General features: G+C 67.4%; 19 protein-coding genes and 1 pseudogene. 7 read left to right on the forward strand and 13 right to left on the reverse strand.

What is annotated here, in order from left to right; genetic code table 11:
- Positions 1-27: 27 nt before the first annotated feature.
- The 3 genes from HS048_RS07490 to HS048_RS07500 all read right to left on the reverse strand — a co-directional run bounded on the left by HS048_RS07490 (position 28) and on the right by HS048_RS07500 (position 1,974).
- Positions 28-453, reverse strand: coding sequence for a plasmid replication, integration and excision activator (locus tag HS048_RS07490; protein ID WP_196466541.1), 426 nt, complete (start codon positions 451-453; stop codon positions 28-30).
- Between the two features lie 118 nt (positions 454-571).
- Positions 572-1,300, reverse strand: coding sequence for a GntR family transcriptional regulator (locus HS048_RS07495; protein WP_196466542.1), 729 nt, complete (start codon positions 1,298-1,300; stop codon positions 572-574).
- Between the two features lie 365 nt (positions 1,301-1,665).
- Complete coding sequence (locus HS048_RS07500; protein ID WP_196466543.1) at positions 1,666-1,974, reverse strand: hypothetical protein; 309 nt, start codon at positions 1,972-1,974, stop codon at positions 1,666-1,668.
- Between the two features lie 279 nt (positions 1,975-2,253).
- Between HS048_RS07500 and HS048_RS07505 the strand changes: the two genes are divergently transcribed.
- Together HS048_RS07505 and HS048_RS07510 are read left to right on the forward strand one after the other, a co-directional pair.
- Positions 2,254-3,132, forward strand: a complete 879-nt coding sequence (locus HS048_RS07505; protein WP_196466544.1) for a DUF5919 domain-containing protein — start codon at positions 2,254-2,256, stop codon at positions 3,130-3,132.
- Positions 3,129-3,926 (forward strand): inositol monophosphatase family protein, encoded by a 798-nt coding sequence (locus HS048_RS07510; protein ID WP_196466545.1) that lies wholly within the window; start codon positions 3,129-3,131, stop codon positions 3,924-3,926. Before HS048_RS07505 ends, HS048_RS07510 begins: the two co-directional genes overlap by 4 nt.
- A 228-nt stretch (positions 3,927-4,154) precedes the next feature.
- Here the strand turns inward: HS048_RS07510 and HS048_RS07515 are convergent, their stop codons facing one another.
- Both HS048_RS07515 and HS048_RS07520 read right to left on the reverse strand, forming a co-directional pair.
- Complete coding sequence (locus HS048_RS07515) at positions 4,155-4,802, reverse strand: hypothetical protein (RefSeq protein ID WP_196466546.1); 648 nt, start codon at positions 4,800-4,802, stop codon at positions 4,155-4,157.
- A 385-nt stretch (positions 4,803-5,187) separates the two neighbouring features.
- The gene (locus tag HS048_RS07520; RefSeq protein WP_196466547.1) at positions 5,188-7,314 is read right to left on the reverse strand and encodes a P-loop ATPase, Sll1717 family; all 2,127 of its coding nucleotides are present in this window, start codon (positions 7,312-7,314) and stop codon (positions 5,188-5,190) included.
- A gap of 475 nt (positions 7,315-7,789) precedes the next feature.
- Here HS048_RS07520 and HS048_RS07525 point away from each other — a divergent pair, with 475 nt between their 5' ends.
- Positions 7,790-8,740, forward strand: a complete 951-nt coding sequence (locus HS048_RS07525; protein ID WP_196466548.1) for a hypothetical protein — start codon at positions 7,790-7,792, stop codon at positions 8,738-8,740.
- A 329-nt stretch (positions 8,741-9,069) separates the two neighbouring features.
- On the opposite strand, the gene HS048_RS36920 is transcribed toward HS048_RS07525, so the two are convergent.
- Positions 9,070-9,864, reverse strand: a complete 795-nt coding sequence (locus HS048_RS36920) for an SMI1/KNR4 family protein (RefSeq protein ID WP_230880761.1) — start codon at positions 9,862-9,864, stop codon at positions 9,070-9,072.
- A 9-nt stretch (positions 9,865-9,873) separates the two neighbouring features.
- Positions 9,874-9,999: pseudogene (locus HS048_RS38045) on the reverse strand (tyrosine-type recombinase/integrase); the annotation flags it as partial.
- 391 nt (positions 10,000-10,390) lie between these two features.
- Here HS048_RS38045 and HS048_RS07535 point away from each other — a divergent pair.
- The 3 genes from HS048_RS07535 to HS048_RS07545 all read left to right on the forward strand — a co-directional run bounded on the left by HS048_RS07535 (position 10,391) and on the right by HS048_RS07545 (position 12,573).
- On the forward strand, positions 10,391-11,200 hold the full coding sequence (locus tag HS048_RS07535; RefSeq protein WP_196466549.1) for a class I SAM-dependent methyltransferase: 810 nt from the start codon (positions 10,391-10,393) through the stop codon (positions 11,198-11,200).
- Positions 11,201-11,595: 395 nt separating this feature from the next.
- Positions 11,596-12,078 carry a VOC family protein gene (locus HS048_RS07540; protein WP_307832384.1) on the forward strand — a complete coding sequence of 161 codons (483 nt, stop codon included), beginning with the start codon at positions 11,596-11,598 and terminating at the stop codon, positions 12,076-12,078.
- A 210-nt stretch (positions 12,079-12,288) separates the two neighbouring features.
- Positions 12,289-12,573, forward strand: a complete 285-nt coding sequence (locus HS048_RS07545; protein ID WP_196466550.1) for a putative quinol monooxygenase — start codon at positions 12,289-12,291, stop codon at positions 12,571-12,573.
- Positions 12,574-12,735: 162 nt separating this feature from the next.
- On the opposite strand, the gene HS048_RS07550 is transcribed toward HS048_RS07545, so the two are convergent.
- Positions 12,736-13,701 carry a MerR family transcriptional regulator gene (locus HS048_RS07550; protein WP_196466551.1) on the reverse strand — a complete coding sequence of 322 codons (966 nt, stop codon included), beginning with the start codon at positions 13,699-13,701 and terminating at the stop codon, positions 12,736-12,738.
- 105 nt (positions 13,702-13,806) lie between these two features.
- Positions 13,807-14,175 (reverse strand): DUF4440 domain-containing protein, encoded by a 369-nt coding sequence (locus HS048_RS07555; RefSeq protein ID WP_196466552.1) that lies wholly within the window; start codon positions 14,173-14,175, stop codon positions 13,807-13,809.
- A gap of 43 nt (positions 14,176-14,218) precedes the next feature.
- Between HS048_RS07555 and HS048_RS07560 the strand changes: the two genes are divergently transcribed.
- Entirely contained in the window at positions 14,219-16,723 is a 2,505-nt protein-coding gene (locus HS048_RS07560; protein ID WP_196466553.1) for a polysaccharide lyase 8 family protein, read from the forward strand.
- On the opposite strand, the gene HS048_RS07565 is transcribed toward HS048_RS07560, so the two are convergent.
- The 4 genes from HS048_RS07565 to HS048_RS07580 form a co-directional block, all read right to left on the reverse strand.
- On the reverse strand, positions 16,644-17,669 hold the full coding sequence (locus HS048_RS07565) for a LacI family DNA-binding transcriptional regulator (protein WP_068896475.1): 1,026 nt from the start codon (positions 17,667-17,669) through the stop codon (positions 16,644-16,646). The two genes, HS048_RS07560 and HS048_RS07565, sit on opposite strands and share 80 nt — an antisense overlap.
- A complete protein-coding gene (locus HS048_RS07570) occupies positions 17,663-18,946 on the reverse strand; it encodes a hypothetical protein (protein WP_196466554.1) in 1,284 nt (427 codons plus the stop codon). The genes HS048_RS07565 and HS048_RS07570 overlap by 7 nt, the downstream gene beginning before the upstream one ends.
- A 3-nt stretch (positions 18,947-18,949) precedes the next feature.
- On the reverse strand, positions 18,950-20,236 hold the full coding sequence (locus HS048_RS07575) for a Gfo/Idh/MocA family protein (protein ID WP_196466555.1): 1,287 nt from the start codon (positions 20,234-20,236) through the stop codon (positions 18,950-18,952).
- Positions 20,237-20,420: 184 nt separating this feature from the next.
- Positions 20,421-21,695: a sugar ABC transporter substrate-binding protein gene (locus tag HS048_RS07580; protein WP_196466556.1), complete on the reverse strand. Its 1,275-nt coding sequence runs from the start codon at positions 21,693-21,695 to the stop codon at positions 20,421-20,423.
- Positions 21,696-21,729 lie beyond the last annotated feature (34 nt).

Here is a 21,729-nt window from a genome sequence, read left to right on the forward strand (position 1 = left end):
GCCAGTTCCAGCGGCCCCGCTTTCGTGTCAGGCCGCGATGTCCTTGCCGGCCGGGGCGTGCTTGGCCGGGGCGGCCGTACGGGGAGCCCGCATGGACGTGGCGCGGATGGAGTAGGCCAGGCGGCCGGTGGACTGGTTGACGTACGGGGTGACGGTCATGCCGTCGAACTCGACCGGGGTGATCGGCAGGCCGGGTACCGGGGGCGGGGGCACCGGCTGGACCGGCGCGAGGATCTTGACCGCCACCGTCTTCTGGCTGATCTTCACGGCCGGGTCGGCGTCCATGACGGCGATCTGCCAGACGAGTTCGCCGGTGGCCTTGTCCTTGGCGTAGACGGTCCGCCCGTTGCTGGAGGCGTCGAAGTCCTTGACCTGCTCGACCTCGCCGACGAGGTAGCAGCCGTGCGGGAAGACCTGGGCGAAGCTGACGGGGATGGGTCCCTGGAGGGCCATGATCTTTTTCTCCTCTCATCTTCTCGACAACTCGTATTGTCGAGTTGTCATGACGATAACCAGGAAACCGGCAACTTGACAAGTCGAGTTTATGAGTTGCTGTGTGACTTAGATCACATCACAGAGCGTAGGCGTCTTCCAGCTCGTGAAGCTCACCGGGCATGACCAGGTCCACGACCAGGACCGGCCGGGCCGTGGAGTCGAAGACATTGGCTGTGACGCTGATGACGGCAGCGGACTCATCCAGGCCGAGCAACTCGGCCTCACTGCTCTCTGGATGCCGTGCCCCCAGGCGTTCAACGACGTTGACGAGCCGTAGCCCCTTCACGGACTGCACGTGATGGCGGACGCCCGTGGCCAGCGGCTCACTACCGCCGAGGCCGGTTCCCTTCGCCACGTCTAGCAGCGACCACAAGGTGACCAGGTCGCTGGGGCGCTCACCATCGCTGAACAGCACCCGGCGCATCACCACCACCGACGCGGCGGGAACGCCCAGAAGGTCGGCAACGACGGCGGGGGCGGCCGTCTCGCGGGCCTCGACCACCGTGCCCTTCTCGTCGGCCTCCACGCGGTCCAGCGCGGCCCGGCTTGGTCGTGACCCTTCCTCCGGTATCGCTGAGACGGCCTTAACGTAGGAGCCCTTGCCGTGTTCGCGCTCGATGAACCCCCGCAGCTGCAAGACTTGCAGCGCGCGCACCACGGTAGGCCGGGAGACGTTGAACTCGCGCACGAGCTGGGTCTCCGACGGCAGCAGCGAGCCAGGGGGATAGGTTCCGTCATCGATCTTTCGCTTGATCGCCTGGACTATCTGGGCGTACTTCGGTGGCGCAAACTCTTCAAGCGACATGACGACCCCATAACAACTCGACTTGTCGTTAAGACTAGTCGCCTTCCGTTAGGGTGTCTCCCCCTTGGGTTCTACCGGATAGCGTCATCGCACTTCGCCGGTCAGTAGCGCATTCCACAGCTGCCGGGCCTTCCGCGCCGACATCCGACAGCTTTCCTCTATCTCCGCGCCCGTCGTCTTCTGCGTGGTGCGCCTGATGAAGCAGACCCCGCCAGACTGGATCAACTCGAAGAACCTCGCCCGGCACGTACATGTCCAGGAAAGAACGATCTCACGACCCGTCGCCTGGGGAGGAGACCACTCGATCCTGCGGGAACAGCCCTGAGCCTGCGGAATGTGGGGACTGATCCGCCAGCACCGATCACTCACGCCGACCGGTCCTCCGGGTGCTGCGAGCACGCCCGGCGCTGCCGGAGTTCCTCCCTTCGGCGAAGGATGCGCCGGGCAGCCGTCGCCACGTCATCGGCCGGGCCGAACGCGTAGACCCGTCGCCCGTTCCCTGCGCTGCTCGCGTCGCACCCCCAGCGGAACCAGCGGCCGTTCGTCCAGACGAGGAGTTCCACCCAGACTGACACCAGGGCCATGCCGTACCCGGCGTGCACATCAGCATCCACACCGTGCCGCGCCAACTCGTCCCGGAGCAGCTCCGCCGCCTGGGGCGCCGACAACGCCATCTCAGGCCCCCTGCCCGGCCCGGCCGGTGCCGCGGCAGTGCAGGCACCTGCTCCTCACCCGATCACCGGAAGCGTTCTCAGCCGGTCCGCCGGCCACGACCCCACGCCGAGGAGTCACGTACTTCCATCCCCGGCCTGCGCAACGCCTGCATTTCTCAGCCATGACGAGAGAATCGGGCGACAAGGCGTCACGTCTCGACCGCGCGAGCGAACCGTCTACGACCGTGCTGTTCCGCTTTGTTTCTTCTCTGTTCCGTCTCAGCGTTTACTCTGGAACCAATGGGCGGACAGACGCAGACGCAGACCATGGCTGATCAGCCGATTCTCCTGAGAGTGCTGCTTCATCAACACCATTGGCAGACATACAGCACTTTCTGTAGGGAATACGACAAAGCGGCCAGGAGGATTGATCCTTCGCTAGAAGGAAAGTGGCCCAGTCGCACCCAGTTGCACCGCTGGCTGTCCGGCGACCTCAAGGGCCTGCCGTACTCCGATCACTGCCGCGTGCTGGAAGCGATGTTCCCCGGTAAGACCGCAGCGCAACTGTTCGCGCCGGTCACCGCCGAAGTGCCATCGCCCCGACAAGCGCCACCACCCGTCACCCTGAACGGCGGCACGCAGCTGGCGGACGTGACCGCCGTATTCAGCAGCCGCTCGGCATTCGCTGCCGCCTACCCGCCCTCGGCCCTGTTCGACAACGCCAAGGAGATCAGCGCCGCCGGCCTGTCCCTCAACCTGGTCTGCCAGAGCTACCCGGACCACCAGCTCAGGCGCCTCCTCGAAGGAGGAACCCGCATCCGGTGTCTGTTCCTCGATCCGCACGGCGCCGCCATCAAGGCCCGCGAAGCCGAGGAGCGCTACACCGACTCGACGCTCAGCACGCTGACCGCCCTCAACATCAACGTGTTGAACCGGCTGAAGACCAGTCTGGATCCGCAGTCCGCCGAACGTCTGGAGATCGCCGTCTACGACGAAACGATCAGATTCAATATCGTGATCGTGGACCGCACGACATGCGTGGTGCAGCCTTACCTCCCACAGGCCCGAGGCGTTGACTCACCTACCTTTGTGATCACCGATAACACCGCGGCGGAAGGTCTGTTCCCCGTCTTCGACCGGATCTTCACTTCACTATGGGAGCGGAGTCGACCCGTATGAGCACCGATGTGAAAAGCCTGCTTCCCATCGCGCAGCGAGCCGTGGAGATCGCCCACGAGATCGTACGCACACGGGTTCCCAAAACGATCTCCTTCAAAGGCCACCGCGACATGGTCACCGAGGTAGACGTAGCCGTCGAGCACGCCGTACGTGACTTCCTCTCCCAGGAGACACCCGAGATCGGGTTTCTCGGAGAGGAGGAGGGGCCCGTCATCCGCGACGGCAGCGGCCTGCTGTGGGCTCTGGACCCCATCGACGGCACCGCCAACTTCATGCACGGCATCCCGTTGTCGGGCATCTCCCTGGGCCTGATCCAAGACGACCGCTCCATACTCGGTGTGATCGACCTGCCGTTCCTGGACATGCTCTACACCGCCTCCGACGGCAACGGGGCCGCCTGCAACGGTGCCACCATCACCACCAGCAAGGCCGACGACCTCGATGCGGCCATCGTCTCCGTCGGGGACTACGCCGTCGGAGCCGACGCCGAGGAGAAGAACCGCATCCGCGTACCGCTCAACCACCAGTTGGCCAGTCGCGTCCAGCGCATCCGCATGTACGGCTCAGCCGCTATCGACCTCGCATGGGTTGCCGAAGGAAAAAGCGACGCCTGCATCATGCTCTCCAACAACCCCTGGGACACCGCCGCCGGTGTCGTCATCGCCCGCGAAGCCGGAGCCCTGGTAACCGATGCCGCCGGCCGCCCCCACACCATGCGGTCCAACGCCACCATCGCAGCCGCCCCGGCCATCCTCGCCCAGGTCATCGGCGTCCTTGCCGAAGCGGGCGCATAGCACTGCCGAATTAATCTCATAGGGATCAAGGCGGCGGCGCGGCGCGCCGCCGCACGGCCCAGCGTCGCGGACCCCGGCCGCGCATGCGGCCTGGGGGCCGGTCACGGCCGGGGCCGCACTCGGGCCGCGCACCGACCGCCGGCCCCGCCGTACCGACCATCAATCGCCGTACCCGGGCCGCCCCGCCGACCTAAGCCGACTCACGTCCACTCACCACCACAGCAGATCTCAGCCATACAGCCCCCAACGGTTCAGGCCCATATAGACGAACGCGGTCCTGCACACAGGAGCGGACATGCACTCCGCCTCCCCTCTGTAGATGGCCACCAGCGAATCCGGTCCCCTCCACCAGGTATCCGCCAGCCCGGCCACCTCCTGCACCGGCTCATGACCTGCGAGCCGGATCGCCTCGACCTCATCACCCGTAACCTTCACGACCTGCTTGGCACACCCGGCCGCGTGATAGGCCAGGGCCACCGATTCCACCCAGCCCTCGACCGTCGCGTGCAGCGGCACCCAACGGTCACCGTGAACGCCGAACTCACCACCAGGACCGATCATGAAGGAATAGGGAACCGCCGTCCGCTGCACACCGGCCTCGAACCACCAGCCCTCAGCCGGTGAACATTCCGGGGTATCCGGGCACAGGGCCCGAGGACCACCGTCGTAATACGGAGCCGGAGGAAGCACAAGCCCACCCCAGCGAGCCGCATACTCCGCGACCCGATCGATCTCAGATTCCGGGATGCCCGAGGACAGCCAACCGTCCCGGTACTGATCAACGTTCAGGGAGTCCACCCGCAGGCCATGAGTCTGGACAAAGCTGCGTGCCCTACGAGTGAGCCCCGGAGGAACATCAGCGAGGTAGAGATCCACTCAGCGACGTTACAACGCCTCCGGCGGGGGCGCTCCGGCTCCGGGATGACCACCTCGGGCGTGCTCATCGCCGCCAGCCTGTCGGTGGCTGGGGTAGGGGCCTGCTCATCCCGTCCGCCGTCAACCCGGGACAAGCCGAGCAGACCACGGGCCGGGGCGCCAGGTCGTTCGTCCAGTTGGGCGCTCCACCTGGCGCCCCGGCCCGTGCCCTGCTTCCCCTGCGGGCGGGTCGACGGCAGACGGGATGAGCAGGAAAAGGGGTATGCGCCCGCGCAGACCATGACTCGTTTCTGGTTGACGCTCAGATCATGTCTTCCTCGAATGGATCCTAAACCGAAGGAGCGGCTAACGGTTATCTGCCAACCCTAGATTGCTAATTCAATATTTAAGTTATTTTTCGAAGTATGAGATCATATCGTTCCTGAATGTGATCCTCCTTGATGATCTTCCCATTCTTGGCTTGGCGCAAGAATATCTGTAAATCCTTTTCGCCAAGCAGGAGGACGAATCCCTTATTGTTGTCGGCGATGCGTCTAATGTGCTGGAAGTAGATGGGTTTAATTTCTCCACGGAATGCAAGTACCACAAACCTCCCTCCAATATCAGTCATATAGTAGCCAGCTTGGTGGAAGTCGTCTGCCGACAGATCGGCGTAGTTTTTGCACTCCCATATCACCTGCACCGCACCGTACCGGGCTCTCACGAGGGCCCAGAACCCATCACGAGCCCGGTTCGCGGTAACCCAGTCGCGAATTACCCTACCTTCGTAATCCCTGCTTTTCGGCTCGATATTTTCTAGCGTACGGAAAAAGCACAACTTGATTACATCACCTACGATTTCCTCGAAGTCTGCCGCGCCTTTTGTGCCGAGTTGAATCTCCTGGAGTGAACTTAATGCGAAATCAATAGCATCGAAATACTCTTCCCGATCGATTCCGCCTGGTAAATCCTCTATGATCTCAATCTTCCCGAAATCCTTAGAGTCTGGAAGACTACGCACTAGCTTGTCTTGCAAGTCGAGTGCATCCCAATAGCACTTGTGAATAACGACCTCTGTGGTATCTATTACAGGAGGAGGACTTGTGTCCTGTGGCCCAATGGCGCGGAATTTAGTAGGCTTTCCCGTGGCATTTATGCCAATGAATCCAATGCCGTAGAGGAGTCGAATAAACTTCTCCGGAGTTGCATTATCATAGATCCAGGAGCCGCATAGGCGTATTATTTCCAGATCGTTGAGAATTTTATTTATGAAAGACTCTATGCCGCCGTACGTGTAGGTGGTGCCGAGACCGTAGAACCGTGATAACACAAGAGCGATTTGCGGATAATTCTCCGCATACTCATCCCCGAGATCTTTGAATCGGTTATCCGAAAATCGGCGCCTAGCTTGCTGTATGTCCTCTATCCGTATTCTCTCGTGGCCATTATTCTGGGCGGACTCTACGGCATGACTAATGTATATTAGAACGTCACGGGGTCTTCTTTGGCAGAAATCTAGGACATTATGCCAAGCCTCATCGTGATTCTCAAAGAAGGCTCGCCATGTTGCGCCATCTAGCGCATATTTTGCAGTCAGGCCTTTATTTAACCTTCTCTCTATCAGTTCGAGTAGTTGGCGTTCGTTCCACTCCATCCCGATCACTGCTGTTTCCAGTCTGGATGATTCGGTGTCACGGGCCCGGACTCGCTCAAAAATGTTTTCTCTGAGGAATAGAAGCACCCTTGCCCAAGGAATGGTGGTGGTGACCTCCAGGCATGCATGCATGAATGCCGTAAGGTAAACGAGGCCCTCGTCGCTGCCTTCCCAGTAGTCGTCGATGCTGTCGACGAGAAGCGTATGCATAGGAAGGCTTCCTGAACCGATAATTTTCATTTCATCGGTAACGCGCTTTGTTTTCTTGCTGATTGCGAGGAGAGCCTCGTCATCGCCGGATGACAGTGCATCGCCAGTCTGTCTGATGAAGTGAAGGCAGCGCTCATCGAAATCGAGAGACTGAAACTCCTGGATTTCTTCCTCTATCTCTGGAGGTGTTCCAAAATATGTGGGATATCCCTCCTTCCAGAGATCTAGTAATTCAACTTGAAGAGCGCGACGGAACGCCGTTACCAAGGATCGGAAAGGCCTCTGTTTAACGTTGGAAAATCGCTCAACATCATGCAGAGTTGAAGAAGGGCTGAATATTTCTGGCGCTATAGCTCGAACGTGTTTCCCGTTCTGGCTGCAGTACTTCCGAATCGCTGTCTTTCCAACGCCGCGACGTCCTACGAAGAAAACTTTTCCGCTACTCGCATCTTCAGCTGACGCAAGAGCTGGTGTGTAGACATAGACTTCAGGATCTTCTAGTGATGCATCGTACTCGGCGAATGCTTGGCCGATATTTATTTTTTTGATCGTGTACTTAGGAAGCTTCGGGTCGTTGGATGGAGCGGGAGAAGCATCCTGTCGTTTGGGCTCGGGTACCACTGTGTTGACAGGCGTGCTTCTCTTCTCCTTCTTCCTTCTTCTTACCATGCTCTCCTACCTGGGAAGAGAGGGTCCATTGGGGATGAGATGGTACATCGTTGGCGGCGTACCGGCTATAGGGTCGCTAGCCATCGAGGCTGCAAGCCATAATTAATAACCACAAATGTCTTATATGTATAATTAGTGCATGCATGATACTTATGCGAGTCTTGAGGTGATAGATGTCAGTATGACCTCTTGTCGTACTCCATTGGTGTACCTGTGCCGCGTCAACGATCAGTTCGTACAGAGTGGACGAGCGATCGGAGGCCAAGGCTTCACTCCTCAGCCTTATAGCAACAAGCTCGCGGGATATGCGCGGGATGATCTTTGACGGTCAGGGGTTCCCGGAGCGCTCCCCCCCCTGGTGAGAGACCCTGCCGTAGTTCGGAACGCAGCCCTCTTGAAAGCCGCTAGGGTTGGTGACTGTGTTCGCCGGGAGCTGTCGAGTTCCGTGTCGGTGCCGCCTCCTAAGCTCCCCGCCATGGCACTGACCACCCCTGACCCTCCGGTCGATCTCACCCAGCTGTTCCCCGAGCTGCGCGCGTACGCCAGAACAGCGGTCCGTCTCCATCCGCGGCCAGGGAAGCCGACCATGCACGACAGTCACATCGGGGGACCGCTGATCTGGCCGGTCGCCGAATCGTGGCCCGCATGCGACCAGACCCTCCAAATGCCGGCCGCGCCCTTCGGCGAGCCAGGCTGGGCGGACTGGGGAGAGCGCGTACCCGAAACCCCGACACCCATGGTCGGCGTCGCGCAGTTCTATGCACGCGACATCCCGGAGATCCCCTTTCCCGAGGGAGCCGACCTTCTTCAGGTGCTGTGGTGCCCCAACGAACACAATCTGGATGACATCTGGGGACCCGCCCCTCTGCTGGTCTGGCGCAACACCGCAGATCTCACCGATGTCCTCACCGAACCCCCCATGCGCCATCACGCCACACCCGACAGCCTCCCCGGCATCTCGGCGGCAGACCTCAGCCGGGAGGACTACCTGCCGCGTCCCTGCGTGCTCCACCCCGAACGGGTCACCGAGTACCCCGATAACGAGGAACTTCCCGAGAAGGTCCGGACAGCCCTCAACGAGTGGGACGACCAAGCAGATGACGGCAGCTACCAGTACCTGCTGTCCATGGCGCCCGGCTGCAAGATCGGCGGGTGGGAGTCCTGGCATCTCACCGACATGTACCCGCTGCCCTGCACCGTCTGCGGCACCGAGACCGAACCGCTCCTCAAGCTGGACAGCAGCGAATGGGACGGCGGCAGTGAGCCACGATGGCGTCCATGGGAAGAACGCCACCTCGAATGGGGGACGCCCGAATGCGAGGAGACCGTCGAACCCACCACGCTCGCTCTCGGACGATCCGGAGCCCTCACTATCTTCCTCTGCCCCCGCTCTGTCGAACACGGCTACCGCCTGACCATCCAGTAGTCGCCCACCAGCCTTCATGCCTCCGACAGGAGCGCAACGGCTCCATGGTGATCGCCAGTGGAGAGCTCCCAGACTCGGCCGATTTCGGGAGCCACGCTGGGAGCCACCCAAACGGACGATCACGAATCGAGCCGGACGGATCTGAACGACCGGAGTCCCGGCGAGCAGCGCGGCGAACGGCCCTGAACGATCCTGGAGGCCGTTTGGGGACCTTGTAAACAGAAGGTCAGGGGTTCGATTCCCCTCGTCGGCTCTGTAACGGAAAGGCCCCTGAACAGGCGATACGCCGTCGGGGGCCTTCTGCTTGTTCCAGCAATATCGCGATCTTGCTAACACTCTTGCTGACGACGCCAACCCTGGGGCCGCATGGCGTCCCGTCTCGTCCAGCGGATGTACCGGTCGAGGAAGGGGACCGGCTCGGTCCAGCCGCTGTACAAGGGACCTGGGCCGTTCGCGTCGAGCCAGGGAGCCGAGGGCCAACACCCCATGTCCTCCACCCACCCCATCTCGGTAAGCCAGACAGTGCCGGCGAACTCCCCGTTCATGGCGAGCATGCTGATCCACGAACACCCGTGGCTGCGCAGGAACATGGTGCCGGGGAGTGGCTTGCCCAATGCCAGTAGGGGATTGCGGCCTTCGTCGGCGAGCTGTCGAAGCCGGAGGACATCGGCTTGGGAGATGGGGAACGGTTCCCAAGGATGAGCGGCGATGCCCGGTTCTTCCAAGAACCCCTCTTGCTCGTAGCGGGTCTCCTCGATGATCCAGTCCAGGCTGAGTAGCGGGCCGGGGGCGACTCCGGGACCGAGCCGGAGCAGGAAGGAGTGGAGCTCCTCCGGGAGCGGTGCGCCGATCATTTCTTCCAGGGTGTCGACCATCGCCTCTGGCAGGGGCGTGATCGTCGCATGCTCGCTGAGCCGGGCGAGTTCCGCGGCCAGCTCATCCAAGCTGATATTCGAACGCACGGTTTCTCCCAATCGGGGCGGCAGGCACAGGTCAGTGATGCCGGAAACGCCGAGAGGACTCCGGCTGGTCGGGCAGGAGTCCTCTGATGAGGGAGTGTTCCAGAGGGTTTCTCCGATCGCTTTGGCGAAGACGTCGGCGGCCGTCACCGCCTGCTCGTGCATCACGTGGGCGTAGACCCGGAGCGTGATCGCCGGATCGGCGTGGCCGAGGCGAGCCGCGACGACGTGAACCGGGACGCCCGCCAGGAGGAGCGTGGTGGCGTGGACGTGGCGGAGGTCGTGGAGCCGGGCGGGAGGAAGCGGCGTTTCCGGTCGCGCGTCCGCCTCAACGCGTGCCGTCGCCGGCCGTACGGTCTCACCGCAGGCCGGAGCGGATGCGCCGTCTCACCAGGACGATCAACCCTAGCTGGACGGCGAGCATCACCAGTGCGATCAGTCCTGACGCGGCGGACATCTCCTCCTCCGAAAGCCCGCCGCCGCATTCTGTTATGTTGCCGCCCCCCGTACAACACCACACAGTCGCGTCCCAGGATCGCCGCAGCGATGAACCAGTCGGCGAGCAGAAGGGGGGCCGCGCCCAGGACAAGGGCCGGCGTGATGTACCCCGCCTTCCCAGCCGCCGGCTCCGTGCCGCCTGCACAGTGGACCGATCATGCTGCGTCCGCCGACGGCGGGTTAGGCTGCGATCATGGAACGCGTAGCCGACGTGCCCGAGAATCGCGCATCATCGAGGCCCGCCTGGGTTTCGACCGCAACCCGGGCTGTAGATCCGACGGTCCGGGTGAATGACTACGACAGCTTCGCCGAGGCGTACTCGGCGGAAACCGAGAACAGCTTCATCAACGCGTATTATGCGCGGCCCGCGATCATGACCCTCGCCGGAGACGTGGCCGGCCGCCGGGTCCTGGACGCAGGTTGCGGCTCAGGCCCCCTGTCGGCCGTACTGCGCGAGCGCGGTGCCGTCGTCACGGGCATCGACGCCAGTGTCGAGATGCTGGCGCTGGCCGGGAGGCGGCTCGGTGACGACGCGGACCTGCACGTGGCCGACCTGAGCGACCGCCTGCCGTTCGCCGACGGCGCGTTCGACGACGTGGTCGCGTCCCTGGTGCTGCACTACCTGCAGGACTGGGGGCCGACGCTGGCCGAGATACGCCGGGTGCTCAGGCCGGGCGGACGGCTGATCGCCTCGGTGAACCACCCGTTCGCGGACTACGCGCTCCAGGATCCTCGGCCCGATTATCACGCGACCACCAGCTATACCGACGAATGGACGTTCAACGGGCGGTCCTTCCCAATGGTCTTCTGGCGCAGACCGTTGCACGCGATGACCGACGCCCTCACCGCCGCCGGCTTCCGCCTTGCCGTCATCAGCGAGCCGCAGCCCGACCCGGCCGGCCGTGAGCTGTCCCCCGACGATTTCCATGACTTTTCGACCAAAATCAGTTTTCTGTTCTTCGTCGCCGAGGTGCCGCTGCCGACTGCGGCCGCGGGCGAATAGCCGGTTGCCGGGCTCCGCGCCCGCACCATGAGCGGGGAGCCCGCCACACCTCTTCAGGAGCATCGGGGCCGCGTGGCAGCCGTAGGACTCCGGGCGGTTCAGGGAACCGAGGACAGGCCGGGCATGCCGCCATGGTGTCCGAATGCACGAGAAGAGGGCGGCACGCCGTCAGGGGCCTTCTTGCTTCCGGTGGGTCAGCCGCTGCCCTCGGTGCCGTCGGGCGCCACCGGCTGCTGTCCGCCCGGCAGGACCCGGAAACCGCGGCGGAGCCCGCCGTGCCTCCGGCGTTGCGAGGCGGAGCCGCCCCGGTGATTGACCTAAACCAAACTTGAGCTTCTAGGTTCTTCTCAGGACCGCAGGAACCGGCCGGCGGTGCTTTTCCGAGGAGGTTCGCCGTGACCGAGAGCACAGCCCACACCGAGATCCCCGACCGCTACCGTTACGCGGTGATCCCGCACATCATGGTCGACGACGCCGCCGCGGCGATCGACTTCTACCAGCGGGCGTTCGGCGCCCGCGAGGACTTCAGGATCGACGCTCCGGGCGGTGGGATCCTGCACGCCGAGATCACCATCGGGCGGTCGGTCCTGATGCTGGGTGACGGCAGCGTGGACGAGGCGGAGGCCGGTTCCTTCGCCGCGCCGAGCTCGCTCGGCGGAGGCACGTCCGTCACGCTGCACGTCTTCGTGCCGGACGTCGACAGCCTGGCGGAACGCGCGGAGGCCGCCGGCGCCGAGATCCTCCAGCCGCCGAAGGACATGTTCCACGGCGACCGCACCGTCATCCTCAAGGACCCGTCCGGGCACATCTGGGTGTTCCTCACCCACATCGAAGACGTCTCGGAGGAGGAGCTCCGGCGCCGCCTGGCCGCCGGGTGAGGAGCGCAACGGAGCTGCACGCCACCAGTGACCTGGTCTTCCCCGTCATCCTGCCGGACCTGCTGCCTCGGCTGCTGTCCGGAAACCTGCCCCGACAGCCTCGCCGTTCACCATGGCCCGCGTAGACCGGCCGGCATCTCTCCGCCGGGAGTACCGGGCACGCCGGCGCGCATCGCGGATTCCGTCGGTGGCGAGCCCTACGATCACGGCATGATCATCATTTCTGGCCGGCTCGTCGTCGATCCCGATGACAGGGACGCCTACCTGCAGGGTTGCGCCGGTGTGGTCGAGCAGGCGCGCGCCGCCTCCGGCTGCCTGGACTTCGTGCTCGGCGCCGACCTGGTCGACGCGGGGCGGATCAACGTCTATGAGCGGTGGGAGTCCGAGGAGGCTCTCGAGGCGTTCCGGGGCTCGGGGCCGGAAGAGGAGCAGACGGTGGCGATCCGGGACGCCGAAGTGCTCCGCTACCACGTGTCCGGAGTCGGTGCGGCCTGAGCCGGGCGACCGCCCGGCCGTCTTCCGGTCGTCCGGGAGGCCGCCGGGCGGTCCACGGCCCCGCCGAACCGGTCGTCCGGGAGACCGCCCGGCACGATCCCGACGAACCGGGACCGTGCCGGGCGGTGCGGAACGGTCAGTGGATCAGCACCCCTCGCGGGCTCAGCGGGAGGTCGGCGTGTCCGGCGTGCTCTCCGGCAGCCGGACGCGCAGCGCCCGGACGAACCAGTCGGACACCGGTGCCAGGCTCTCCGGGGCAGGCCAGCCGTTGATCACTGCGAGCAGCCGGAAGTACCGATCCCGGCGGGGGTCGCCTGCGGTCTCCAGCCGGGTCAGCAGCCGGCGCCGGAGATCGGCGTCGTCGGGACGGCCGACGAGGTCCGCGCACCGGGTCGTCACCGCGGCGACGATCGGGTCGGCCTCGGGCGATGCGGGGTCGACGCCGGCGGCCAGGGCCGGGCCCGCCTGCTCTGGAACGATCGATACGGTGTCGCGTCGCAGGGCCGGGGACCCGCCCGGGAGGCGCTCGGCGGCGTGCTGCTCGACCGTACGCCGCATGAGGGCACGGAAATCCGGGTCCTGGGACAGCTCGGCCAGCTCCACCCATGCCTCGACCTGCTCGGCCGTGGGGTTGTCGGGCAGTTCTGGGGTCATCGAGCGCATGATCCCGGTGAATCCCGGGCCGGTGTCCAGGTCGCCGAGGGCGCTGTCGAGGAAATCGCGGATCAGGCGGTGGCGTTCGTCTTCGGAGAGCTTGGCCAGTTTGTGCATGAGACTCATCTCCTCGGGAGTGGAGCCGCGTTCGGCCACCGCCGTCAGCACCGCGCGCCGCAGGCGCAGTGTCCGGATCTGCACCGACAGGGCCGCGGCGTGCGCGGCGGCGGCCTCGGGGAGGGAGACCTCCCGGTCCAGGACCCTCCGGATGGTGGGGAGGTCCACTCCCAGGTCGCGGAGCGTGCGGACGAGGTCCAGTCGTGCGACGGCGTCGATGCCGTAGCGGCGGTGGCCGGCGGGGCTGCGGTCGGCCGGCGGCACGATCCCGCAGTCGGAGTAGAACCTGATGGCCTTGACCGTGAGTCCGGTCCGCCGGGCCAGGTCACCGATCGAGTAGAGCGCGTCGCCGTCCATGCCCCCACCTTCCCGTCTCCCCTTACTGGAGACTCAAGCCCGCTCACGCAGAACCTCCGGCCCCGGAAGAAGGCTGCGGCGGTCGCGGTGAGGCGACGATCGCGATCAGTAGGTGCTCAGCGTCCCCTGGTGGAAGTACAGCCGCCATCCGTGCTCCGAGTGCCGCCAGACGGAGCTCCGGCGCGCCCGGCGGCCGTCGTACTCGGAGACGTAGGTCAGGTGGACGAGCCCGGGGGCGAGAAGCCGGCCTTCCATGTCGCTCACCGCGATCGGAGCCGTCAGCGGATCCGGGTCCTGGGAGATCGCGGTGATGAGGGAGTCACGGTCCCAGAGACGTCCGGAGGCCCCGATCTCCCTGAACTCGGGGTCCATGAGCTCGCCCATGAGCGCTGCCGAGGAACGGACCTCCCGATCGAGGAGGCGGAGTTCGCCGGAGATCGCGGACTGCACCGGATCGTCCTGCTCGTCGATCATGCCGGTCAGCTTACAGAGCCGGGATCGACGTAATAATCTACGCATGATCGGACGTTCCAGGCGGTCCTTCCTCTGGCTCGGTGGTGCCGCCGCGGCCGGAGCGCTGATCCCGGCGGGATGTTCCGACGGGATGGTCCCGCGCGGGGCGGGCCCCGGCGCGTCCACCGGGGACGGCCCGTTCGCCCTGCTGCGCCGGCGCTGGCGGGACGTGACGGCCGGGTCGGGGTTCGACCCGGCGGCCGAGCCGTACCGGAGCCGGCTGGCGGAGCTGGGGGCGGTCGCGGCCGCCTATCGGGACGCCATGGCACCGACCGGCGCGTCGCTCTGGCCCGGACTGGACTTCCCCTCCTTCACCGCGACCCCGGCGCGGTTGCGGACGATGGCCCGCGCGTACGCCCTGCCGGGGACCGGGCTGACCGGTGACGCCGCGCTGGCGGCCGCCGTGGCCGCGGGCGTCGACCACTACCGGCGGCGGGTGTACGCCGCGGGTGCGGACCCGGTCGGCAACTGGTGGGACTGGCGGATCGGCGTCCCCCGGAGGCTGCTGGACGCGGCCGTGCTGATCGGCCCGCATCTGGGGGAGGCGCCGCGCGGGGCGCTGCTGGACGCGGTGGACCACTTCGTCCCCGAATGCGTGCTGGACGACTACAGCGGGACCAGCACCGGGGCCAACCGGGTGGACCTGTGCACGGTGACGCTGCTGCGGGCCGTCCTGGGGTCGGATCCGAGGAGGGCGGCCCTGGCCGTGTCGGCGCTCTCGCCGGTCTTCCCCTACGTCAGGGAGGGGGACGGCTTCTACCGGGACGGCTCGTTCGTCCAGCACACGTCCGTCCCCTACCAGGGCGGGTACGGGGTGGTGCTGCTGTCCGGTCTCGCGACGCTCTTCGCGGTGCTGCGCGGCTCGCCGTGGGAGGTGACCGACCCGGACCGGCGGATCGTCTTCGACATGGTCGAGAGGTCCTTCGCCCCGGTCGTGCACGACGGCTTCTGCATGGACCTCGCCGGAGGACGGGGGATCGGCAGGCGGCCGTACGAGGACCACCGCAGGGGGCACGCGATCGCGGCGGCGGTCCTGCTGCTGGGGGAGTCGGCCTCGGCCGCCGAGCGGGCCCGGTGGCGGGCCATGGTCAAGGGGTGGGCGCTGCGGGACACCGGCGTGCCCATGCTCCGGGCCGCGGAGCGGAGCGACCTGGGATTCCACGCCCGCCTGGCCGGGGTCCTGCACGACGACGGGATCCCGGCGGCCGGGGAACCCGACGGCCACCGGTTGCCGGCGATGAGCGCCCGCGCCGTCCACCGCCGACCGGGCTGGTGCGCGGGGCTCAGCATGGCCTCCGACCGGATCGGCCACTACGAGCACGGAAACGGCGAGAACCTGCGCGGCTGGCACACCGGTGCCGGGATGCTCCACTGGTGGGCCGAAGGTCACGGCGACCAGTACTCCGACTTCTTCTGGGCCACCGTCGATCCCTACCGCCTGCCGGGCACGACCGTCTCCACGCTGCGGCTGGCCGACGGCGCCGGTGGGGAGTGGGGCGACACCCGCCCGCCGGCGCGCTGGGTCGGCGGCGCCACCGACGGCGTGTACGCGGCGGTCGGCCAGCACCTGAACGGCTTCGGGAGCACGCTGGAGGCCTTCAAGTCGTGGTTCTTCCTCGACGACGCGGTGGTCTGCCTGGGTGCCGGGATCACCGCGGCGGACGGGGTGCGGGTCGAGACGATCGTGGACAACCGGAGGACCGGGGCGCCCCTCACGGTGGGCGGTGCGGTGGACGGGGACGCGGACGGGGTCACGCACGGGGACGCGGAGGGGGACGCGGACGGCGCTGCGCACGGGGATGTGTACGGCGCTGCGCAGGAGACCGGGGGCGGCGGGGCGGCCTGGGCGCATCTCGAAGGGCACGGCGGTTACGTCCTGGTCGGCGGCGCTCCGCTGCACACGCTGCGCGAGGAGCGCACCGGCCGCGTCGGCCGCACCGGTGGCGACGACGATGACGGCGGCGCGGACCCGGTGACCCGGAGCTACACGACCCTATGGCTCGACCACGGGGTCGATCCCGTCTCGGCCGGTTACGTCTACCTGCTCCTGCCCGGTGCGGACCTGGCGGGCACCCGGGCCCGCGCCGCCGATCCGGGCCGGGTGCGGGTGCTCGCCAACACCGCCCGGCAGCAGGCGGTCCGGGTCCCGTCGCTCGGGATCACCGCGGTCAACTTCTGGACCGCCGGAGCCGCCGGCGACCTGGCCGCCTCCGCGCCGTGCGCGGTCCTGGTCAGGGAGCGCGGTGACGGTACGGCCACGCTGACCGTGGCGGACCCCCGGCGCGACCTGGACGCGCTGACCGTGACCTGGGACCGGCCGGTCGCCGAGGTGCTCCGCGCGCCGCCGCTCCTGACGGGCGCCGGGACGGGCGCGAGGCTCGTGCTCGCCTTCGGCCGGCTCGCCGACCAGGAGGGCGGCTCGCGGACGGTCACCGTACGGCTGGGCTGGCGGGGAGTCTGGCCGGGAGCGCGGACGGCGCCACGGGACCGGTGGACTCGCGCACGATGAGGGTGGTCTCCAGCCGGGCCAGCGCCGCGGTCCCGGAGTCCCCGGCGTTGACGGCGGCCAGCAGCAGGTCGACCGCCATCCGTCCGGCGGCCGCGGTCGGCATGGTGATCGTCGTCAGCTTGGGCCGGTTCAGCCGGCCGGGCAGGCTGTCGTCCACGCCGATGACGCTCAGGTCGCCGGGCACGCTCAGCCCCCGCTCGCGCAGCCCTTCGATCAGGCCCAGCGCGACCAGGTCGTTGTGGCAGAGCACGCCGGTCATCCCCGACCCGGCGACGGCCGCGGCGGCCGCCAGCCCGCCCTGCTCGGTCGGCTCGTTCGGCCGCAGCACGGTCAGCTCCACGCCCGCCTCGGCCGCGGCGTCGGTGGCGGTGGCGTGCATCTCCTCACTGGTCCACGAGCCGCTCGGCCCGGACAGCAGCGCGATCCGGCGGTGGCCCAGGTCCGCCAGGTGCCCCACCGCGGCGCGCACTCCCTGCCCCACGTCCATCAGCACCGTGGGCAGCCCCTTCACCCGCCGGTTGACCACCGCGAACGGCACCTGCGCGCGCAGCCGCTCGATCACCCGGTTCGACAGGCGCGGGCTGCACAGCAGCACCCCGTCCACCTGCTTGCAGAGCGTCTCGATCAGCTCCTGCTCCATCAGCGGGTTCTCGTCGGTGTCCGCGACGAACACGTGGTAGTCCCGCTCCCGTGCCTGCGCCTGCGCCGCCTTGATCAGCGGAGGGAAGAACGGGTTGGCGATGTCGGCGACGATCAGCCCCAGGTTGTGGGTCCGCCCGGTGGTCAGCGCCCGCGCCGCCCGGTTCGGCCGGTAGCCCAGCCCCTCGGCCACGGCCAGCACCCGGTTGCGCGTCTCCGCGCTGACCAGGTGAGGCGCGGAGAACGTCCGCGACACCGTCGAGACGTGGACTCCCGACGCCTGCGCCACATCCCTGATCGTCACCATCGCGGCTCACCTCCTGCTGTTCTCGTGGGACGGACTGCTGTTCCCGTGGGGCGGGCCGTTGTCACATGGCGGGCGAGCCAGTCGAAGACCAGCTCCTGGGTGGGGAGGTCGAAGCGGTGCCCCGCGTCACCGAACACGCCGGTGTAACCGGCCGGGGTCCGCCGGTAGTGCTTCTCGATCATGGCGTGGGCGCGGCGCATCCCCTCCGGGGGGAGGATCGCGTCGTGCTCGCCGTACCAGACCAGCAGCGGGCGGGGGGCGGCGCAGGCCACCAGGTCGGGCAGATCGCAGAGCCGTGACAGGCCCGGCGGGTACAGCATCCAGGTGTGGGAGGCGACGTACCCGTCCAGCAGGTCGCGGTAGGAGGAGATCATCGCGACCACGGCGACCGCGGCCAGGCCGGGGTCGAAGGCGCCGAGCAGGGCCGCGCGCAGTCCGCCGCCGGACAGCCCGGCGGCGGCGACGCCCCCGGTCTCGGTGTCGGGGCGGGAGCGCAGGTAGGCGGCGGCGGCCAGGTCCTCTCCGGCGACGACGCCGGCGAAGGAGGTGCCCAGCACGGTGCAGTACTTGGCCAGCACGTGCTCGTGCCGGGCGGCCGCGGCGTCGTAGCGGTCGGCCTCGCTGAGCAGCCCGGCCTCACCGGGATCCGTCTCACCGGGGCCTGGATCGCCGGGGCCCGCCTCACCGGGGCCCGCCTCACCGGAGCCGGGTCCGGTCCCGCGGGGGCCGGGCACGGGGTTCCCGCGGACCCGGTCGGGCATGTCGGCGAGCGGGACGCGGCGGCTTCCCCAGCCCAGCACGTCGGGGACGAGCACGGTGAAGCCGCGCCGGGCCAGTTCCCCCGCCCAGGCCCGGCCGCCGTAGAGCTCGGCCCGGAGCCGGGCGACCTCGGGGGAGGGGCCCTCCGGGTCGTCGGCGATCTTCTCCTTGCCGGCCCACTTCATCCCGGCGTGGCAGTGCAGCGCGAGCACGCCGGGCAGCGCCGCGCCGCCCGCCTCGCGGGGGCGCAGCACGTAGGCGCGGGTCCGGGGGCCGAACCCGACGTCCCAGGAGACCTCCTCACCGGACAGGTCGCCCGCCGTCCAGGTGCGTTCGGTGCGCACGTCGGCGGCGGTCAGGTCGAGGACGCCGACGGCGTCACGCGCCCGCTCGCGCAGCGCGGGCCCGGGGACGGGGGCGGGGAACAGCCCGCGCTGCTCGATGGCCAGGCCGGCGAGCCCGGAGAACTCGCCGAGGTGCCGCAGGCGGCGCGGGCCGCCGGCAGGATCGGACAGCACGGCTCAGCTGTCCGCCATACGGGTGCCCCCGTCGACCAGGCGGATCGGCCGGCCGGTGCGGATGGACTCGTTGGCCGAGGCGCCCACCATGACGCTGCGGATCCCGTCGAGGTAGCCGGCCTGCCGGGCCAGCGGGTCGCCGTCGGGGCCGCGGAAGACGTCGTCCAGCAGCAGCCGGTCGCCGCCGCCGTGGCCGCCCTCGCCCTGCTCGATCGGGATCTCCCTGGCCTCCTGCCAGTGCTGGTGCAGGGTGAGCCTCTCCCAGGCGCCGGCCGCGTGCTCCTTGGAGGCGGCGGTGGGGTCGATCGCGGCGTGCGGCGGCGTCCAGGCGCGCTCGCACACCTCCAGCTCGATCCGGCCGCCGGTGCCGTTGAACACGACGCGGTAGCCCTCGGCGGGGGCGTGCGCGTTGAGCGAGTAGGTGAGCAGGGCCCGGTTGTCGTAGCGGACCAGGACCGACATGTTGTCCTCGATGGTGACGCCCTCGGTGAAGACGTCCTGGTCGCGGATGTAGCCGTCCTCGTGCTCGGCGTCCAGGTAGAGGCGCTTGAGCCGCGGGTCGGCGGAGATGTCCAGGATGAACGGGTCGCTGCCGAGGCCGGGCGCGCCCTGGCCGCGCTCGGGCCGCGCGTCGAGCTCGCGGGCCCGGGCGTTCTCCGCGCCGTAGAAGCGCAGCTCGCCCTGGGCGTAGACGCTCTGCGCCGCGGCGTCCAGCCACCAGTTGACCAGGTCGAAGTGGTGGGTGGACTTGTGTACCAGCAGGCCGCCGGAGTTGGCCTTGTCCCGGTGCCAGCGGCGGAAGTAGTCGGCGCCGTGGATGGTGTCCAGCGCCCAGTCGAAGTGCACGGAGGTGACCTCGCCGATCGCGCCCTCCATGATGAGGCGGCGGACCGCGGAGTTGCGGGGCGAGTAGCGGTAGTTGAAGGTGACGATCAGCGAGCCGGTGCTCCGCTCGGCGGCGGCGGCGATCGCGGCGCATCCCTCGGCGTCGATCGTCAGCGGCTTCTCCACGATGACGCGCTTGCCCGCGTCCAGCGCCGTGACCACGTAGTGGGCGTGCGTGGCGTCGACCGTGGCGACGACCACCGCGTCGCACAGCTCGAGCATCTCGGAGAAGTCGTCCGGCGCGAAGCAGGGCACCTTCTCCCCGATGCGCTCGACGTAGTAGTCCATCCGGGTCCGGTTGGTGTCGCACAGGGCGACGATGGTGCCGGTGTCCCGCCAGTCGCCGAGCAGCGCGTCGACGTACATCTGGGCGCGGTGGCCGAGCCCGACGAATGCGTATCTCATTTCCTTCTCCCCGATGGTGCGCCGTGCGGCTTCCCGATGGTGCGCCGTGCGGCCCGCCGATTGGTGTGCCGTACGGCTCGCGCGGCTCCGCAGCGAGCCGTACGGCAGGCGTGAGGGTGTCTCCCCGACGGTGTCGGGCCCGTCCCGGCCGGATCAGCCGGGACGGGCCCGCCGGTGGCGCGGGCTAGCCGGCGATGGCCGCGTTGGCCTCTTCGAGGAGCTTGGTGGCCGCCTCGTCGGGGGTCTGCTGGCCGGAGGTCACGGCCTCGGAGTAGCGGCGGATGATGTCCTCCATCTTGCCGCCGCCCTTCGGGGGCACGACCACGGCGTCGAGGTCGCTCTTGATGGACTCGATGAACTCGAGGCTCTGCGTGTCGGCCGGGGGCAGCTTGTCCTTGATCGCCGCCAGCACCTTGCTGTTGATCGGCAGGCCGCGGTCGCTGAGCAGGATGGCGCCGGCCTCCGGGTCGTTGAGCAGGAAGTCGACGAACTTCTGCGCCTCGGCCGGGTGCTCGGTCTTGCTGGAGATGGTCCAGTGCATGGCGGGCTGCAGGAACAGGCCCGACTTCTGCGCGTCCGGCGTCTTCGGCAGGCGGAGCAGGGTCAGCTCCTGGCCCGAGGACTTGGCCATGGCGCCGAGCTGGTTGGTCCACCACATGCCGAACCCGCCCTTGTTGGTGGCGATCAGCGACTGCTCCTGGCCGGCGGCGGCGGTCTCGGCCATCTTGGCGGCGTCGGGCGAGCCCTTCTCCTTGATCAGCTTGTCGAAGTTCGCCCACCAGGCCTTGAGGGTCTCGGGCGTGATGCCGATCTTGCCGTTGTTGTAGAACGACTCGCCGCGCTGGGCGGCGAAGATGGTCAGGTAGGCGGGGTTGAAGGTGTACTCGGTGCCGTAGACCGAGCCGTCGCCCCCCTTGGTGATCTTCGAGGAGAGCTCGATGTACTCGTCCCAGGTCCAGGTCTTGTCGTCGGGCATCTTCTCGCCCGCCTTCTCGATGGTGGCCTTGTTGGCGAGCATCGCGAAGACGTTGACGCCGGTGGGGATGGCGTACTGCTTGCCGTCGACCTGGCCCGCGGGCAGCACGCCCTGGTCGAGATCGGCGGTGTTGACCTTGCCGGTGAGGTCGGCGAGGGCGCCCCGGCCGGCGTACTCGGACAGGCCGCGGATCTCCAGGGTCATGACGTCGGGCGCGTCGTTGGCCGCGACCTTGGTGGCCAGCGACTCGTAGTAGCTCGGCCAGTCGGAGAACTCGCCGACCACGTCGATGGTGGGGTTCTTCTTCTCGAACGCCGCGATGGCCTGCTCGGTCATCTTCTGCCGGGAGTCGGAGCCCCAGTAGGAGAAGCGGAGCTTGGTCTTGCCGTCGGAGGCGGCGTCGCCACCGCCGTCACCGCTGCCGCAGGCCGTCAGGGTGAGGGCCGCCGCCGCGAGCAGGGCTGCAGTCTTGAGAGAACGCATCTCCCGGTCCTTCCTCTTGATCATTAGGGGGGGT

Source organism: Planomonospora sp. ID91781, from assembly GCF_015711595.1.
Classification (GTDB): Bacteria; Actinomycetota; Actinomycetes; order Streptosporangiales; family Streptosporangiaceae; genus Planomonospora; species Planomonospora parontospora.